This window comes from Alteromonas sp. Cnat2-8, from assembly GCF_022348355.1.
Classification (GTDB): domain Bacteria; phylum Pseudomonadota; class Gammaproteobacteria; order Enterobacterales; family Alteromonadaceae; genus Alteromonas; species Alteromonas macleodii.
This window is the reverse complement of record NZ_JAKREX010000001.1, coordinates 252,734-272,193: the sequence shown is the minus strand read 5'-3', so window position 1 is coordinate 272,193 and position 19,460 is coordinate 252,734. Positions and strand designations below refer to the sequence as shown.

Genomic DNA, 19,460 nt, shown 5'->3' with positions numbered 1-19,460 from the left:
CTATGAGAAGAATGTCTCTGTCATTGACGTGAAAGTAATGTGCCCATGGCCTGGTTTTCTAATGCATATAAAAAACCCTCGTAGATACGAGGGCTTTGGCTATGGTCAGCGTATTTTTAAATATCCGTAGGTGGAAGTTTATCAATCGCCGTTTTCAGTACCTCTGACTCGGTAGGAGATGTCGCGCCCACGTCACTTCCGCTTTCTTTAGTTGTTTCAACTGCTGAGTCGCTTGAACTTGTCGTTGAAACGCTCTCAGAACCTGAATCAGTCGAAGTAGGCTCTGTTGAAGGAAGAATCAAATCTTCCGGAGGAAGGTCAATGTCCACAACATCAACAGTCACTTCAGTAACAGGCCCAGTAGTAACAATATCGCCTTCTTCAGGAAGGGTGATTGTGTCTTCTGGTACTGTTCCAGAGGTGATAGGTTCTGGCGCTGTACTTTCTGGTGTAGAAAGCTCAGGCGAAAGCGGGCTTGTACCCTCGTCCGGCGCGGTGGGCACAGGACCGCCAATATCAACCGTATCAAGCTTAGTGCCAGACAGGTCGATAGTATCTCCTCCACCGAAACCATCGCCCACAGTGGTACCAAGTGTGCTTACCTCGTCTTCAGGTAGCGTAATGATATCTGGTGTACTCTCTACTGGCTCCGTTATCGATGAAGGCTCGCTCATAAGCGGTGCAGTAGGCTCGTTTTCTGGTGTTATCAGTCTAGTTTCAGCGTTTAGATCGACTGTTTGAAGCGTTTGCCCTGTTAGGTCAATGACGTCAGGTGCTGTAGGCTCGTCAGTAACCACGGTGCCGCTGCTATCTGATGCACTTACAGACTCAGATGAACTGCTCACTACCACTTCAGGTACACCTTCACCAGATGCCGTTACAAACACGTTAAATTCTGCCTGTTCGATAGTGCCGTCTGGATATTCGATACGGTAAGTAAAAGTATCCGTTAAGGTCCCACCAAATACGGTTTGCGTGTTGTCCGGGGTATAAGTGTATGCGCCAGTTTCATCAATTTGCAGCGTACCGTAATCACCCACTAACGTAATGCCGCCAGTCGCATCTTGGAAGGTTGTTCCATCAGTAGAAACGGTTACGTCGTATGTTGGGCCAAACAGTATATCGTTTTCGAACAGATTGCCGGTGGCGGTTTGTACGCCGCTAACTTCAAACTGGTCAAGATAGTTGATGGTAGAAGACAGGTCTACACTAATACTTCCGGCTACGCCAACGCCAGTTGTACCGCTCATCGACAGACGGTACAAACCTTCAGTTAATCCGTTGACGGTAAGCACGGTATCGCCATCAATGCCTAATAAGCTAATCAACTCGCCATTAGGGAAAACCCTGTACGCTTCCCACGCGCCGTTTTCGAACTTTTCTACGGTAACAGTAAGGCTTGAAACCAGTGACAGTAGGCTGCCGTTATCAACGTTTAACGTAATATCTTGAGTTGTATTTGTTGCAACGGCAAATGTACTGCTGGTATCGCTAAAGCTGCCCCCTAGCCCCAATAAATAGCCATGAGAAAGTGCATCTAGGTCACTAGGGCCCGTTTCCGAAACAAAGTCGTAGGTCAATTCAGCATGTGCCGAGTCTGCGGATACGCCTTGCCCTGATAGATTGAAGTTCAAGTTTGCAGTAGACGTATTGGTTCCATCTGAAATGGTATAGCTGAAACTATCCGTACTGCCTAAGCCATCACGCACGCCGTTGGCTACATAGGTGTAGCTGCCGTCTTCAAATATAGTTAAATCGCCATAATCACCTTCAATGGTAATGCCAGATAAACCAGTACCCAATACAGTCACTGACTCTCCATTGGTATGAGTAACTTGAGTAACAACGCCTCCTTCGGCAATACTGTCACTAACGTCGCCTGAGCTAGCGGCATCGATAACATTACCTGATGTGGTAATGCTGCCCGCAAACGCATACTCGGTTAACGTTGAAGTCACATCAGTTTGTTGCAGTAAGGTGAGCGTGTTGCTAAGTAGTGCCTCGGCGACGGCATCGAGCGCTACGTCGACCAGCAAACTTAGACCTAACTCGTTAAGACCCGTAGTGATTCTGCTAACTAAATCCGCTGCGCCAATTGAATCAGCCGTGCTAAGAGCAGGTTCAAGTATGAGTGCCCGTACTATAGTTCCTAGTCCAAGACTGTTCAGAACACTGGCATTAGTGCCGTTCAATGCGTCTTCTACAGCAGTTAAGACTGCATCCTGATTCTCTTCACCAAGAGCAACGCCACCGCTACCTAACTCCGTCAACGTAATTGAGCCGTCGCTGTTTTGGTCAAACAAGGTTTCTAAAGCGCTCTCGTCATTGCGCACAACAACCGTATAGTCTCCAGCGGGTAGTCCCGAGAATTTAGCAACCAGCGTATTGTCACCTGTTAACCCCAGAAGATTAACGCCTGCGACATCTCCAATTAACGGGTTATCAGGAGTCATAGCTGTAGCGACTACATTGCCACTAGAATCCACAATTTCAATAATGTAGGCATCGGCAACGGCAACGAGAGCCTCTTGGCTAACTTCAACCACTATTTCACCGAAGAACCCAGGGTCAACCGTAAGCGTGGTACTTGCAGTTGGGGAGCCCGCAGCAGGCGATCCTTCTGCTAAACCAATGACCTGTAAATCACTGTCGGTGACAGGGGCATTAACGATAGCAGTTTGCGCACCGAGCTCCATATCATTACTGTCGTTTTGTGCGACAACTGGCGGGAAGTCACTTCCCGAAATAGTAATGGTGAGCGCCGCAATATCAGAGGTTTCACCATCTGACAAGGTGTAGTTAAATACTTCATCTTGTCCAATAGCACTGCGGTCACCATCGGCGGTATAGGTGTAAGTACCATCTGCGGCAATTTCAAGCACGCCATAGTTACCTTGGATAGTAACCGTGCCTGTGGCAGGAACCACAACACTGTCGCCTGATGCGTTAGTAACCAGCGTCACTTGAGCGCCGTCTAAAATGGTATCCGCACCCACGCCACTTAAATCACCGTCAATTAGGTTACCTTGCGCCACTAAATCACCTGTGTAGGTGTATTCCGTCAATGTGGTGGTGATATCAGTGTCTTGCAAAACGGTTAACGTATTGCTGAGTAACACGTCGGCAAGAACAGCAGCGATATCGTCTAAGAAACCTAACAATCCAAGATCTGTGAGTGGACCCGTGATCGCTCCTACGAGGTCTCCTGCACCGATTACAGTAGTGGTGTCTAGAACTGTTTCTAAAATACCTCTTACCTGGGTGCCTACAGTGCCTAGCGGAATGCCTAGAATACCGCCGTTCAACGTTGTTTCGACCGTATTAAGCACGACATCCTGGTTTTCAGGCCCGAGGACCACACCCGCTGTGCCTAGTTCATCAAGGTCAATATCGTTGCTGTTGTCGTTGTCTAACAAGTCTTCGAGTAAGTTTTCATCGTTGCGAACAACCACGCTATAAGTGCCTGCAGCTAGACCTGCTAGCGAGAAGGAGATGGTTTCATCCCCTGAGACATTGAATACCTCAAGTCCGCCAACGTCCGTAAGTTGCGAGTCAGCGCTGACTCCTTGATAGACCAGCTGGCCACTTTCGTCGTATACCTCGACTATGTAGGCATCGGCAACAGCAACAAGTGCAACTTGTTCGACTTCTATGAGCACTTCACCCACATTATCAGGTGATACCGTAAAGGAGGCGCTTGCATCCACGCCACCTGTAGATTCTGCTAAGCCAATCACCTGCACGTCGCTGGTGGTTTCCGGTGGATTTACAGTAACCACAGGTTCGCCCATATCAACGGTGTTACCGTCGTTTATAGCATCGAGAGCCTGTACGACAACATTCTGACTTGCTGTGCTTGCCGAGTTACCTGCTTCGTCGGTGACTGTTGCCACCACCGCGTAGGTACCTGCTGGTAGCGTTGTGCCTGTTAAATCAAGGCTCCAATTACCGCTGCCATCAATGGTAAGTTCAGGGTCAGTGCCAAAGGTATAGGACGTGCCATCAACGGTAACGGTTAGGGTAGTATTGTCACCAAGGTCAACCGTTCCATTAAAGATTAGCGTGCTATCGCTAGTAATAAAGTCTCCAGCCACCCCTGAGTCGTTTGAGATACTGTCGAACGTTACTGTCTGACCGTTATTGTTTTCATCAATACTGGTATCGATAACAACGGTACCTGTGTCAGTAGCAAGATTGCCTACCGCATCTGTGGCGGTAACCACAGCCGTGTAATTGCCTTCCGCAAGCAGAGCGACGATATTATCAGCCAGTGTCCACGTGCCGTCACCATTGTTGGTAGCGGTGTAATCGTTGCCGTCAATGGTCACCACCACAACCGCATTGGGGTCGTTCACCGTACCGGTAAGCTCAGGCGTGGTGTCGTTGGTGGTCAGATCGTTTATTGCAACCGTAGGCGCGGTGGTATCAATAACCACTGTACCTGTGCTGGTCACCGTGTTGCCCGCAGCGTCTGTCGCGCTTACCGAAGTCGGGTAGCTGCCTTCAGCGAGTGTGGCGACTACGTTATCAGCCAGTGTCCATGTGCCGTCACCGTTATTGGTAGCGGTATAGTCGTTGCCGTTTATGGTCACCACCACAACCGCATTCGGGTCGTTCACCGTACCGGTAAGCTCTGGCGTGGTGTCGTTGGTGGTTAGATCGTTTATTGCAACCGTAGGCGCGGTGACATCAATTATTACCGTACCTGTATTGGTAACAGTATTACCCGCGGCGTCTGTTGCGCTTACCGATGTTGGGTAGCTGCCTTCTGCTAGCGTAGCAACTGCGTTATCAGCCAGTGTCCATGTGCCGTCACCGTTATTGGTAGCGGTATAGTCGTTGCCGTCAATGGTCACCACCACAACCGTATTGGGGTCGTTCACCGTACCAGTTAGCTCAGGCGTGGTGTCGTTGGTGGTTAGATCGTTTATTGCAACGGTAGGCGCGGTGGTATCAATTATCACTGTACCTGTGTTGGTGACAGTATTACCCGCGGCGTCCGTTGCAGTAACAGATGTTGGGTAACTGCCTTCTGCTAGCGCAGCAACTGCATTGTCAGCCAATGTCCAGGTGCCATCACCATTGTTGGTAGCGGTGTAATCATTACCGTCAATGGTCACCACCACAACCGCATTCGGGTCGTTCACCGTACCGGTAAGCTCAGGCGTGGTGTCGTTGGTGGTTAGATCGTTTATTGCAACGGTAGGTGCGGTAGTATCAATTACCACTGTTCCTGTATTGGTGACAGTGTTGCCCGCGGCGTCTGTTGCAGTAACAGATGTTGGATAGCTACCTTCAGCAAGCGTAGCGACTACGTTATCAGCTAACGTCCAGGTGCCATCACCATTGTTGGTAGCGGTGTAATCATTGCCGTCAATGGTCACCACCACAACTGCATTCGGATCGTTCACCGTACCGGTAAGCTCAGGCGTGGTGTCATTGGTAGTAAGATCGTTTATTGCAACCGTAGGCGCAGTGGTATCAATTACTACAGTACCAGTGTCGGTATCGGTATTACCCGCATTGTCAGTTGCAGTAACAGATGTTGGGTAACTACCTTCAGCGAGTGTAGCGACTACGTCATCAGCCAGCGTCCACGTACCGTCACCATTATTGGTAGCGGTATAGTCGTTGCCGTCAATGGTGACTACTACAGTAGCCGTTGGGTCATCAACCGTACCCGTTAGCGCAGGCGTAGTGTCGTTGGTCGTTACATCATTGATGGTTACGACAGGTGCCACGGCGTCTACCGTGTCAGATACCGGCCCACTGGTGTTGCCCGCTTCATCAGTAGCCGTTGCCGTTACTACAACTCCATCTGCTAATGGTGTATCTGGCGTTACGCTCCAATTGCCGTCGCCATCAGCGATCACGGTGAAATCTGGCGTGCCGTCTCCGTCTACATCCACATTTACCGTTGCGCCCGCTTCGGCTGTGCCGGTAATTTCAGTGCCGTTGCCCGCTTCAACGGTAGGCGCCGTTGGTGCTGTGGTATCAATAACCACTTTACCAGTATTCGTACCCACATTACCTACTGGGTCGGTTGCAGTAACCGTTGCGGTATAGCTACCTTCAGCAAGTGCCGCCACCGCATCGTCAGCCAGTGTCCACGTGCCATCACCGTTATTGGTGGCGGTATAGTCGGCTCCATTGATGGTAACAACCACCGTGGCTGTTGGGTCGTCAACCGAACCAGTAAGTGCCGGCGTTGTATCGTTCGTTGTTAAATCGTTAAAGGCAACCACTGGCGCAGCCGCGTCAACCGTGTCTGAGGCTGGGTTGCTAATGTTACCCGCTGCGTCAGTTGCCGTTACGGTCACAATTACGCCATCGGCAAGCGGTGTATCAGGCGTAATGCTCCAATTACCGTCGCCATCAGCGATGACGGTGAAATCGGGCGTGCCGTCGCCATCCACGTCTACATTTACGGTTGCGCCAGCTTCAGCGGTACCGGTAATTTCAGTGCCGTTGCCCGCATCCACAGTAGGTATGGCAGGTGGTGTAGTATCAATCACTACGGTTCCTGAATTTGAACCCACATTGCCATCGGCATCCGTGGCAGTAACGGTAGCGGTATAGCTACCATCTGCAAGTGTAGCCACTGCATCGTCAGCCAGCGTCCAGCTTCCATCCCCATTGTTAGTTGCGGTGTAGTCCACACCATCAATGGTCACTACTACGATAGCGTTTGGATCGTCAACCGTTCCGGTTAGCTCTGGTGTGGCGTCATTAGTGGTTAAGTCATCAATCGTGACGACTGGCGCAACAGCATCTACTGTATCTGACGCTGGTGCACTGACATTGCCAGCTTCATCAACCGCTGTTGCCGTAACAACCACGCCATCGGCCAGCGGTGTAGTGGGTGTTACTGACCAATTTCCATCGCCATCAGCAATGACGGTGAAGTCTGGCGTGCCGTCGCCATCTACGTCCACATTCACGGTGGCGCCTGCTTCAGCGGTACCCGTAATTTCAGTGCCGTTGTCTGCATCGACGGTAGGCGCTGCTGGTGCAGTGATATCAATCACCACAGTGCCAGAGTTAGTTCCGGTGTTACCATCGGCATCAGTGGCAGTAACCGTAGCGGTATAGCTACCTTCAGCCAGCGCGGCAACGATATCGTCAGCCAGAGTCCAGCTGCCATCACCATTGTTTGTAGCGGTATAGTCTGTACCGTTAATGGTAACGACCACAATGGCGGTTGGGTCGTCCACCGAACCGGTAAGTGCAGGCGTGGTGTCATTAGTCGTTAGGTCGTCAAAGGCAACGATTGGCGCAACAGCGTCTACCGTATCAGAAGCCGGGCTACTCGTATTGCCAGCTTCATCGGTTGCTGTTGCCGTGACAACCACGCCATCCGCTAGCGGTGTTGTGGGTGTTACTGACCAGTTACCATCGCCATCAGCAATCACTGTGAAATCAGGTGTGTCATCACCGTCAACGTCTACGTTTACGACAGCGCCTGCTTCGGCTGTGCCGGTAATTTCGGTACCGTTGCCTGCATCAACAGTAGGCGCAGCTGGCGCAGTAGTATCGATAACACCGCCATTTTCGTTTGCGGTTGCCGTATTACCCGCGCCATCTGTTGCACTTGCGGTGACTGAATAGTTACCTTCAGATAAAGCTGCTGGCACATCTACAGAGAAGGTGCCATTAGCTTGAACAATGGCGCCAAATGTTTGGGTGTTTCCTGCACTATCGGTAACGCTAATGGATACGGTGCTGCCTGGCGCAATATCTGTAGTACCGGAAATGGTCGGTGTGGTGTCGTTTCCTGTACCAAGCGCGTCCAAGGTTAAGTTTGGCACGGCTGTATTGATATTGCCGCTGGTAGTATCAGACGCCGAGTTTCCAGCGGCATCAGTGGCGGTAGCAGTAACATCGAAGTTTCCGTCTGCCATTGCATTGGGCACGTCGGCGCTGAAATTACCAACGCTATCGACAATAGCCGTAAATGTCTGTTCAGCTCCCGCGCTGTCGGTGACGGTTATGGTCACTGAACTACCTGGGCTTAAATCGGTGCTACCCGTGATCGTTGGCGTGGTATCGTTACCTGTGCCTTGTGCATCTAAATTGATCGTCGGCGCGGTAGTGTCTACGCTACCGTTTGTTTCAGTGGCAGTTGTCTCATTACCTGCAGGGTCTTGGGCAACGGCGGTAACGGTATACCCTCCTTCAGCCATAGGGCTTGGCACATCGACCGAGAAACTGCCGTCTCCCTGAACGGTTGCATCGAAGGTTTGGCTTACACCTGCATTATCCGTCACAGTAATCGTTACCGTAGCACCTGCAGGCAGGTCAGTATTCCCTGATATTGTAGGCGTTGTGTCACTGTCTGGGGCTAGTGTATCTAACGATAGAGTAGGGGCTGTCGTATCAATAACGCCTGTATTGTCTACGACGGTAGTGCTATTACCCGCTTCATCACTTGCCGTGGCTTCAACACTGTATGCACCTTCTGCCAAAGGCGCAGGCACATCCACTGTAAAGTTTCCATTTACATCAACCGTAGCTGTGAGGGTTTGAACATTTCCGGCGCTGTCAGTTACCACAAGCGTAACTTCACTACCCTGCGCAAGGTTTGTGCTACCAGATAGGGTAGGCGTTGTGTCATTGCCTTCCTCAAGTGGCGTTAAGGTTAGTGATGGTGCTGTAGTATCTATACTTCCAGCATCACTGGCTGTTGCTGTATTACCTGCCTCATCACTGATGGTAGCGCTTACCGTGAAGTCGCCTTCAGCTAAATCCGTACCTGGGGAGATAGAGAAAGAACCATCGGCCTGTACCACTGCGCTTAAGGTCTGGGTCGCACCAGCGCTATCCGTTACCAAAATAGTGACCACAGCGCCCGCAGGTTCATCGGTTGTACCGGTAATGAGTGGCGTCGCGTCGTTAGTGGTATCGGCAACATCTATAGTAAGTGTAGGTACTAGAGTATCAACTACGCCTGCTTCGTTATCGGTTGTACTGTTGTTTGCTTCATCGGTGGCGGTTGCTGAAACAGTGAAGTTTCCTTCAGCCATCGCCGCTGGTACATCGGCAGAGAATACGCCGCCCGCGCCAACCAATGCAGAGAACACCTGTGTATTACCCGCACTATCAACAACCGTTATTTGCACTGTAGAACCTTGCGGTAAATCTACAGTACCGCTTATGGTTGGGGTTGAGTCGCTAACTGTACCTGGCTCGTCCAGCGTAATAACAGGTGAAATTGTGTCGATTAGGCCGGTTTCAGCGTCGGACGCTGTATTGCCAGCTTCATCAACGACCGTTGCCTGAACTGTGTAGCTACCCTCAGCCAAAGTGGTGGGTACGTCTACGCTAAAAGAGCCGTCGCTTTGTACGGTTGCTGATAAGGTTTGTATATTACCAGCGTTATCGGTGACGGTAATTGAAACCGTGCTTCCGGCTGGCTGGTCTGTTGTGCCGCTAATGGTTGGTGTTGCATCATTGCCAATGCCTTGCTCTGCCACATCAATAGCCGGTGATGTGGTATCTACCACACCGCCAGTTTCAGAGTCAGAACCGGTATTTCCGGCGCCGTCAGTTACTTCTGCGACAACTGTGTAACTACCTTCGGCCAGGTCTGACGGTACGCTAGCGCTGAAGGTGCCATCTCCTTGTACTGTTGCGGTAAAGATTTGAACTGCTCCAGCACTATCTGTCACTGTTAAAGTGACGGTAGCACCAACTGGCGCGTTAGTTGTGCCTGAAATAAGAGGCGTAGCATCGTTTGTCTGGCCAAGGGCATCTAGCGTAATGTCCGGGGCGCTTGCATTAATATTGCCGCTATCCGTCACTGTCGTGCTATTGCCCGCAGCATCGCTCGCACTTACTGTTACATCGTAATCGCCATCAACAAGTGCGCTGGGTACTTCAACTGAGAAAGTGCCATCCGCGTTTACCGTAGCAGTAAGGTTCTGTACATTACCGCCTGCATCGGTGACAACCAGTGTAATTGTTGCTCCCTCTGGCAAGTCGGTAGTACCGCTTAATACTGGCGTTGCGTCATTGCCGCTGGCCACTGGATCTAAGTTGATAACAGGTGGGGTGGTGTCAACTGTACCGTTGTTATCAACCGCTGTGTTTTGATTACCTGCATCATCAGTCGCCGTCACCTCTACGGTGTAATCGCCTTCTGCAAGGTCAACCGGCACATCAGCGCTAAAGCTGCCGTTCGCTTGAACGGTGGCTGTGAAGGTTTGCGTATTGCCCTGGTTGTCAGTCACGCTAATGCTTACCGTGTTGCCCGCAGCCAAGTCGGTGGTTCCCGATATAGTCGGTGTAGCGTCGTTGGTTAGGCCTTGTGCGTCTAACGTTATGGTGGGGGCTGCTGTATCTATGACACCGTTATTATCTATTGCGGTTGTTGAATTACCCGCATCGTCAGTCGCAGTGACAGTCACACTGAAACTGCCTTCAGCTAAATCGGCAGGAACATCAGCACTGTAAGTGCCATCGTTTTGAACGGTTGCTGTGAATGTTTGGGTATTTCCAGCGTTGTCTGTCACGCTTATGCTAACCGTGTCGCCAGCATTGAGGTCTGTGGTGCCAGAGATAGACGGCGTTGCATCATTGCCAAGCCCCTGTGTATCGATGGTTATCGACGGGGCTGTGGTATCGATGTTACCGCCATTTTCGGTTACCGATGCACTGTTACCAGCGCCGTCTGTGGCGGTGGCAGTAACAGAATAGTCACCTTCAGGTAAGCTTGCAGGAACATCAGCCGTAAAGCTTCCATCACCTTGAACTATGGCACTGAATGTCTGTGTGTTTCCAGCACTGTCAGTCACAGTCAGCGTTACAGTGCTACCTGGCGCTACGTCGGTATTACCTGAAATGGTCGGCGTCGTGTCGTTGCCCGAACCAAGAGGATCAAGGGATAGGGTAGGCGCGGCAGAGTTTATGTCGCCGCTCACTGTATCTGTAGCAGTATTGCCAGCAGCATCAGTGGCCGTTGCAGTAACGTCGAAGTTTCCGTCAGCCATAGGATTAGGCACATCTGCACTGAAGTCGCCGTTACCATCAACAGTTGCAGTAAATGTCTGCACAGTGCCAACGCTGTCAGTTACTGTAATCGTTACTGTGCTTCCCGCGGCCAGGTCGGTATTTCCGCTAATGGTAGGAGTGTTATCGTTACCTGTACCAAGCGGATCCAAAATGATAACAGGTGCTGTGGTATCTACGCTGCCACCCGTTTCAGAATCAGAACCTTGGTTACCTGCTGCGTCTTGAGCCGTTGCGGTAACCGTATAGTCACCTTCAGCTAGTGGTGAAGGTACGTTGGCTGAAAAACTGCCGTTGGTTTGTACCGTAGCGGCAAAGGTTTGCGTATTACCCGCACTGTCGACCACCGTTAATGTAACAATGGCGCCAGCTGGAAGGTTTGTGGTGCCAGAAATAGTTGGCGTAGCGTTATTCTCTGGCGTTAATTCGTCAAGGTTTAGCTCAGGTGGCGTGATGTCGATAACACCTGAATTATCGAGAACCGACGTGCTGTTGCCTGCTTCATCAGTGGCAGTAGCTTCAACACTGTACGAGCCTTCAGCAAGGGCACTGGGTACATCAACCGTAAAGTTTCCTGCAGCATCAACTGTTGCTGTAACCGTTTGAATGTTGCCAGTACTGTCTGTAATAACCAAGGAAACCACGCTACCTTCGGCTAGATCTGTACTTCCCGAAATGGTTGGCGTTGTGTCGTTGCCTAATCCTTGAGGGTCTAAGGTTAGGGTAGGCGCTGTGGTGTCTATGGTACCTGTTGCATTGGCTGACGCACTGTTGCCAGCATCGTCGGTGGCCGTTGCAGTAACCGTATAGTCACCTTCGGCCAGTGCGGCTGGCACATCCACAGTAAAGTTGCCGTTTGCGTCAACAGTTGCGGTGACAGTTTGGGTATTGCCAGCGTTGTCGGTGATCGACAGCGTTACGCTCTCACCTGCTGCTAAGTCCGTAGTGCCTGAAATGGTAGGCGTAGTATCGTTATTTGAACCCAGCGCATCTAGTGAAATAACGGGGGCGACAGTATCGACGATACCGTTATTGTCGGTGACAGAGGCACTATTTCCGTTGCTGTCTGTAGCGGTAGCGGTTACTGAGTAATCACCTTCGGCAAGAGGCGCGGGGACATCAGCACTAAAGTTACCGCTCGCATCAACAAGTGCAGTAAAGGTTTGGGTGTTGCCTGCACTGTCAGTGACAAAAAGCGTCACTGTTGAACCCGCGGGTAGGTCAGTCGTACCCGAAATGGTTGGTGTAGTATCGCTAACCGTAACTTGCGCATCTAGTGTCAGCGCAGGGGCACTGGTATCTAACGTACCGGTATCAGAGGTGGTGGTTGTATTTCCTGCATCGTCTGAGGCACTTGCTGTTACCGTGTAGCTACCATCCGGTATAGCGTTTGGAACATCTGCGCTGAAGTCACCATTCGCGTCCACAATGGCGTCAAAAGTTTGTGTATTGCCTGCGCTATCTGTGACGGTTAACGTTACCGTGCTTCCCGGTGCTAAATCAGTGCTGCCCGATATGTTAGGCGTTTCATCGTTGCCTGTGCCCTGCGGATTTAGCGTAAGTACAGGGGCGGTGGTGTCAATATTGCCACCGTCCTCAGTTACGGTTGTTGAATTACCTGCATCATCTGTTGCAGTAACTTCGACGCTGTAATCTCCTTCAGGCAGTGGAGACAATACCTCTGTTGCAAAGTTGCCGTCAGCATCAACCAATGCGTTAATGATTTGCGTGTCGCCATTGCTGTCAGTTACGGTGATCACAACGACAGAGCCTTCAGGTAAATCTGTATTACCTGAAATAACCGGCGTAGTGTCATTACCTGAATCTAACGGGTTAACGGTAACAATAGGCGCTTGTGTATCAATACTTCCATTTGTTTCGTTTGCCGTCGCGGTGTTGCCTTGTGCATCGCTTACTGTTGCCGTAACGGTAAAGTCGCCTTCAGCCAGAGCGCTAGGCACATCGGCACTGAATGTACCGTCTGCTTGCACGGCTGCTTGGAAACTTTGCGAGTTACCATTGGCATCTACCACAGTAATGGTAACCAGTGTGCCAGGTGCCACGTCGGTAGTACCTGTGATAGTTGGGGTAACATCGCTGGTAGCGCCTTGTGTATCAAGGGTTAACAGCGGCGCTTCGCTATCTACATTACCTGTTGTATTGGCATTCGCGGTATTGCCTGCACTGTCGGTTGCAGTGGCAGTCACAGTAAAGTCGCCGTCAGCTAGTGCGTTTGGCACATCTACACTGAAGCTACCATTTGCATCGACCAAGGCATTGATAGTTTGCGTGTTTCCAGCGCTATCTGTAACGACAAGCGTTACCGTGCTTCCTTCAGGAAGGTCAGTGGTGCCTGAAAGCGTAGGTGTGGTGTCACCCGTGCTGCCAGGGTTTTCTAGGGTAAGCGTAGGCGCGGTGGTATCTACAACGCCGCCATTGTCGGTTACTGTTGTCGTATTGCCATCGCCGTCAGTTGCGCTGGCGGTTACGGTGTAAGCGCCATCAGCGAGTGGAGTGGTAACATCTGCACTAAATGTTCCGCCTGTGCCTACAGTCGCGGTAATCGTTTGCGTGTTACCTGCGCTATCCGTTAAGGTTAAGGCAACCGTACTTCCTTCAGGTAAGCTGGTGGTACCTGAAATAACGGGCGTGCTGTCATTCGTCTCGCCTTGCCCATCTAGCACTAACGTGGGTGCATTAGTATTAATGTTACCCGTTGCGTTGTCTGTAACGTCATTGCCTGCTTCGTCTTCTGCCGTGGCGGTAACCGTATAGTCTCCGTCAGCCAGTTCTTGCGGTACGTCGACAGAGAAATTACCGTTAGCATCGACTAAGGTGTTGATGGTTTGCGTGTTACCTGCGCTATCTACGACTGTTAGCGAGACAACACTTCCTTCAGGCAGATCGGTGCTGCCCGATAAAGTTGGTGTGGGATCGTTGCCAGACCCCACTGGATTTAAAGATAGCGATGGCGCAGTCGTATCTACAATGCCGCCGTTTTCTGTCACGCTAGCGGTATTACCATTTTCATCGACAGCGGTTGCTGTAACGGAGTAGTTACCTTCTGCTAATGCGCTAGGTACTTCTGCGCTAAAGCCTCCGTTTTCATCAACAACGGCTTCAATAGTTTGCTGGTTACCTAAGCTATCGGTGACCACCAGTGTTACCGTGCTACCTTGTGGTAAATCTGTTGTGCCACTAATAAGTGGCGTGGTGTCGTTGCCAATGTCTTGTGGGTCGAGCGAAAGCGTTGGTGCTGCGGTATCAATATTGCCCTGTGTGGTTGCAGAGTCTTGATTACCCGCATCGTCAGTGACAGTGGCGGTAACGGTAAAGTTGCCGTCGGCAAGCTCTGCCGGCACATCAACAGAGAAGGTACCGTCATTTTGGACAACAGCGTCAAAGGTTTGCGTATTTCCTGCACTGTCTGTAACAGTGATTGATACACTGCTACCCGGTGCCTGGTCTGTGTTACCTGAGATGGTTGGCGTAGTATCATTGGTACTGCCTTGAGCATCCAAGTTAACCAGCGGCGATGTAATATCGATATTACCGCCAGTTTCCGTTGCCGTTGCAGTATTGCCGTTCGCATCGGTCGCTGTAGCCGTTACGCTATATTCACCTTCAGCTAATGGATTGGGCACATCAGCACTGAAATTACCAGAACCATCTACCGTTGCCGTAAATGTTTGCGTATTGCCAAGCGCATCGGTAACAGACAGTGTAACAGTGCTGCCAGCGGGTAAATCGGTAGTACCTGAGATAGTAGGCGTGGTGTCGTTGTCATCACCCAGTGGGTCAAGGGTTAAGCTTGGCGCATTGCTGTCCACTGTGCCAGTTTGTGACGTTGAAGCACTATTTCCCGCAGCATCGGTGGCTGTTGCTTCAACAGTGTAGTCGCCGTTAGCGAGTTCAGCAGGCACGTCTGCGCTAAATTCGCCGTTCGCGTCTACTGTGGCAGTAAAGGTTTGGCTGTTTCCAGCACTATCGGTAACGGTAAGTGTAACCGTGCTGCCCGCTTCCAAGTTTGTAGAACCGCTAATTGACGGTGTCGTGTCGTTACCTGTGCCAAGTGGCTCTAGTGAAATGGTGGGGGCTTGCGTATCAATGTTGCCGCCATTTTCAGTAACAGTCGTTGTATTGCCGGCCTCGTCTGTTGCACTGGCCTCTACGGTATATTCACCCTCAGTCAGCGGCGTTTGCACGTCGACGCTAAAATCACCGTTCTCATCAACGACGGCATCGATAGTTTGTGTGTTGCCCGCGCTGTCGGTCACCACAATAGTTACTGTTGAACCAGGTGGTAAATCGGTAGAGCCTGAAATCGTTGGCGTGGTGTCGCTACCGTCAGTTTGCGAGTCTAAAGAAAGCGCTGGTGCGGTAGTGTCTATGTTGCCACTGTTGTCGACAGCGGTAGTTGTATTACCCGCTGCATCAGTTGCTTCGACAGAAACCTCATAGTTGCCTTGTGCTAGCGCTTCTTCGACATCGGCGCTGAAATTACCATTTTCATCAACAACGGCGGTAACAGTTTGTGTATTACCCTGACTATCGGTGACGGTAATAACGACCTCGCTGCCCGCGGGCAAATCTGTATTACCTGAGATAGTCGGTGTTGTGTCGTTAGTATCCGTTTGCGGGTCGATGTTCACAATCGGTGGGGTGGTATCAAGTACAGTAGTGGCCGTGGCGGTAGAGCTATTGCCATTTTCGTCTGTCACCGTCACTTCAATCTCGTATTCGCCTTCTTCAGAGCCAGGAGGGAATGCAACATTGAAGTTGCCATTCTCATCGGTTGTCCCCGTTATTGTCTGGCTGTTGCCGTCGCTATCGGTGATAACAACCACAACTTCTGAATTAGGGGCGTCTGATGAACCCCCTATGCCTTCACTACCGTTGGTAGGAGAGCCGGTTTCAATAACAACGTTAGGGCCTTGGGTATTAATAACTGCATCGATGGAGGTTGAAGCGGTATTGCCCGCCACATCAGACACAGTAGCGGTTACCGTGAAGTCGCCGTTTGCGAGTGCTTGCGGGACTTCAGCGCTGAAGCTACCGTCTTCTTGCACTGTTGCAGTAAGGGTTTGCGTAGTGCCATCTGAATGTACGATTTCTAGCGTTACAATTGCACCCGGTTCTGCGTCGGTGTCGCCATTTATCACTGGCGTGTCATCATTGGTTGAGCCAATAGGATCAAGGCTGATTATCGGCGCCGTGGTGTCAATTTCGCCAGTCACTGTGGTGGTAGAACTGTTGCCTGCTGGTGTTGTTACAGTAACATCTACCGTGTACTCGCCTTCGCTAAGTTCCGCTGGCACATCTTCGTTGAATGTGCCGTCAGCGCCCACTGTAGTAACGATTGTTTGTTCGTTACCCTCGCTATCTGTAACAACAATGACGACTTCACTGCCAGGAGGGGCATCGGTTTCACCAGACACGTTTGGCGTAGTATCGTTCGTTGGCGCAGGTTGATTTACGGTCGTCGAAGGACTTGTAGAATCGTAATCGCCGCTTGCTGTTGCTTGTGCTGTGTTACCCGCACCATCCGTCACCTCGGCAGTTACGCTGTATGTACCCTCAGCCACCGCATTTGGAACTTCAACGGTAAAGGTACCATCGGCAAGCACAGTGGTGGTAAAGGTTTGAGTAACGCCAGCACTATCGGTAACGGTAAGGGTTATCGTGCTTCCGGGCACGGCATCCGTTAACCCCGAAAGTGTGGGTGTAGCATCGCCATTTATTCCTGGGTCGTTTAATGAGATGGTTGGCGCCGTCACGTCGATAGCACCCTGAGCGTCAGCATTGGCCGTATTGCCTGCTTCATCAGTCACGGTGGCGTTAACGGTAAATTCGCCTTCAGCTAGTTCAGACGGTACGTCAGCGCTGTAAGTGCCGTCAGCCTGCACAATGGCGGTCACGGTTTGAGTAACGCCTGCGCTATCGGTAATGGTTAACGTAACTGTGCTGCCAGGCGCGGCATCGGTAGTACCTGAAAGGGTAGGCGTGGTGTCGTTACCTGTCGCTATGGTGTCGATAGTAATTAAAGGTACGGTAGTATCAATCACGCCGGCAGTATCTGTGGTTGCTGTGTTGCCCGCTTCGTCGGTCACGCTGGCGTTAACGGTAAATTCACCTTCAGCTAATTCAGCAGGTACATCGACGCTATAGGTGCCGTCTGCTTGCACAGTGGCAGTTACAGTTTGCGTGTTGCCCGCGCTATCGGTGATAGTTAATGTAACTGTACTACCCGGTGTAGTATCAGTGGTACCTGAAAGGGTCGGCGTGGTGTCGTTACCTGTCGCTATGGTGTCGATAGTTATCGACGGTGCAGTGGTATCAATTACGCCCGTGGTGTCTGTGGTTGCTGTATTGCCAGCCTCATCCGTCACGCTGGCGTTAACCGTAAATTCACCCTCGGCCAATTCAGCAGGTATATCAACGCTATAGGTGCCGTCTGCTTGCACAGTGGCAGTCACGGTTTGCGTGTTGCCCGCACTATCGGTAATAGTTAATGTAACTGTGCTACCCGGTGTAGCATCAGTGGTACCTGACAAGGTTGGCGTAGTGTCGTTACCAGTCGCTATGGTGTCGATAGTGATCGATGGTGCAGTGGTATCAATTACGCCCGTGGTGTCTGTGGTTGCTGTATTGCCAGCCTCATCCGTCACGCTGGCGTTAACGGTAAATTCGCCTTCAGCTAATTCAGCAGGTACATCAACGCTATACGTGCCGTCTGCTTGCACAATGGTAGTCACGGTTTGCGTATTGCCCGCACTATCGGTAAGGGTTAGCGTAACTGTGCTACCCGGTGTGGCATCAGTGGTACCTGACAGGGTAGGCGTGGTGTCGTTATCTGAACCCGGCGCATTAATGGTAATCGTTGGGGCGGTGGTATCAATTTCACCTGTAGTATCAGCGGTTGCTGTATTGCCAGCTTCATCCGTCACGCTGGCGTTAACGGTAAATTCACCTTCGGCCAATTCGGCAGGTACACCAACACTATAGGTGCCGTCCGCTTGCACAATAGCTGTCACGGTTTGCGTATTGCCTGCACTGTCGGTAATGGTTAGCGTAACTGTGCTGCCAGGAGTGGCATCAGTAGTACCTGAAAGGGTAGGCGTGGTGTCGTTATCAGAACCAGGCGCATTAATGGTAATGGTTGGGGCGGTGGTATCAATTTCCCCTGTAGTATCAGCAGTTGCTGTATTGCCTGCTTCATCGGTCACGCTGGCGTTAACGGTAAATTCGCCTTCCGCTAATTCAGTGGGTACATCAACGCTGTAGGTGCCGTCTGCCTGCACAATGGCAGTCACGGTTTGAGTATTGCCTGCACTGTCGGTAATGGTTAGCGTAACTGTGCTGCCAGGAGTGGCATCGGTTGTACCTGAAAGGGTAGGCGTGGTGTCGTTATCAGAACCCGGCGCATTAATAGTAATAGTTGGAGCGGTAGCGTCAATTTCACCAGTGGTAGAACTATCTGCAGTATTACCTGTAGGTTCTAATACGGTAGCATCTACCGTGAACTCACCATCAGCCAGTGCATTTGGTACGTCTACACTGAACGTACCGTCGTCTTGTACTATGGCGGTAACAACCTGAGTGTTTCCCTCACTATCGATAACGGTTAGTGTAACTGTACTGCCTGGAATTGCTGAAGTAATGCCTGATAGTGTTGGCGTGGTGTCGCTTGTTAAGCCAATCGCATCTAGGGTAAGTGAAATGTCTTGTGCTTGCTCGCCTGTTCCAGAAAACTCAACTGGCGTAACATCGTCGTTGCCATTTGCACTTTGATCGAACTGGAAACCCACTGGATCGACTTCTTCATTTATGCGATCAACGCGCACAAAATTACTACCGCCGTCAGTACCAGCGCCGCCATCTAGACCCGCCGCGGTTGCTTCTAACGATTCTAAAATGTCTCCATCACCAGCAAGTACATCAAGAAAGTCAGCGTCACCTTCTTGGTTGTTACCATCTACGCCGTCAACACCGTCAAGTAATGCTGTTAGCTCATCCACACTTTCATCAAAAACAGCAAATTCATCGTCAGAATTGTTTTCGGTGAAATCTAATTGCAGCGGGAAAGTAACACTTTGTCCAGCTGGAAGTGTGCGAAGTTCTCCATCTACACTTACGGTAACAAATCCATCAGGTGATATGTTTAATACGTCGCCTTCCGCCACCGTCATACCGACAGTAACATTGACCTGTTCACCTGTTTCACCACGTACTAAAGAAGCCTCGCCGTTTACTTCTGCAATGATTACTTCAGCCATAATTCCCTCTCAATCGATAAATTTTCTCGCTATACAAAAAGCGTAGCAGGGCTTTTTTATCTCGTTACCGGACCGTGGTACGGGGGACACATATCCTTTGGTATAAAGCCTAGGTAGTTCCCCCTAATTTATTAATTTTTAGTCTAATAATTGTGAGTCAAGTTTGCAGAAATACAC

General features: G+C 50.8%; 1 protein-coding gene. It reads right to left on the bottom strand.

The window, feature by feature from the left end:
- Positions 1 to 116: 116 nt before the first annotated feature.
- Complete coding sequence (locus MHN00_RS01135; protein ID WP_239299919.1) at positions 117 to 19,283, bottom strand: BapA/Bap/LapF family large adhesin; 19,167 nt, start codon at positions 19,281 to 19,283, stop codon at positions 117 to 119.
- Positions 19,284 to 19,460: the final 177 nt, after the last annotated feature.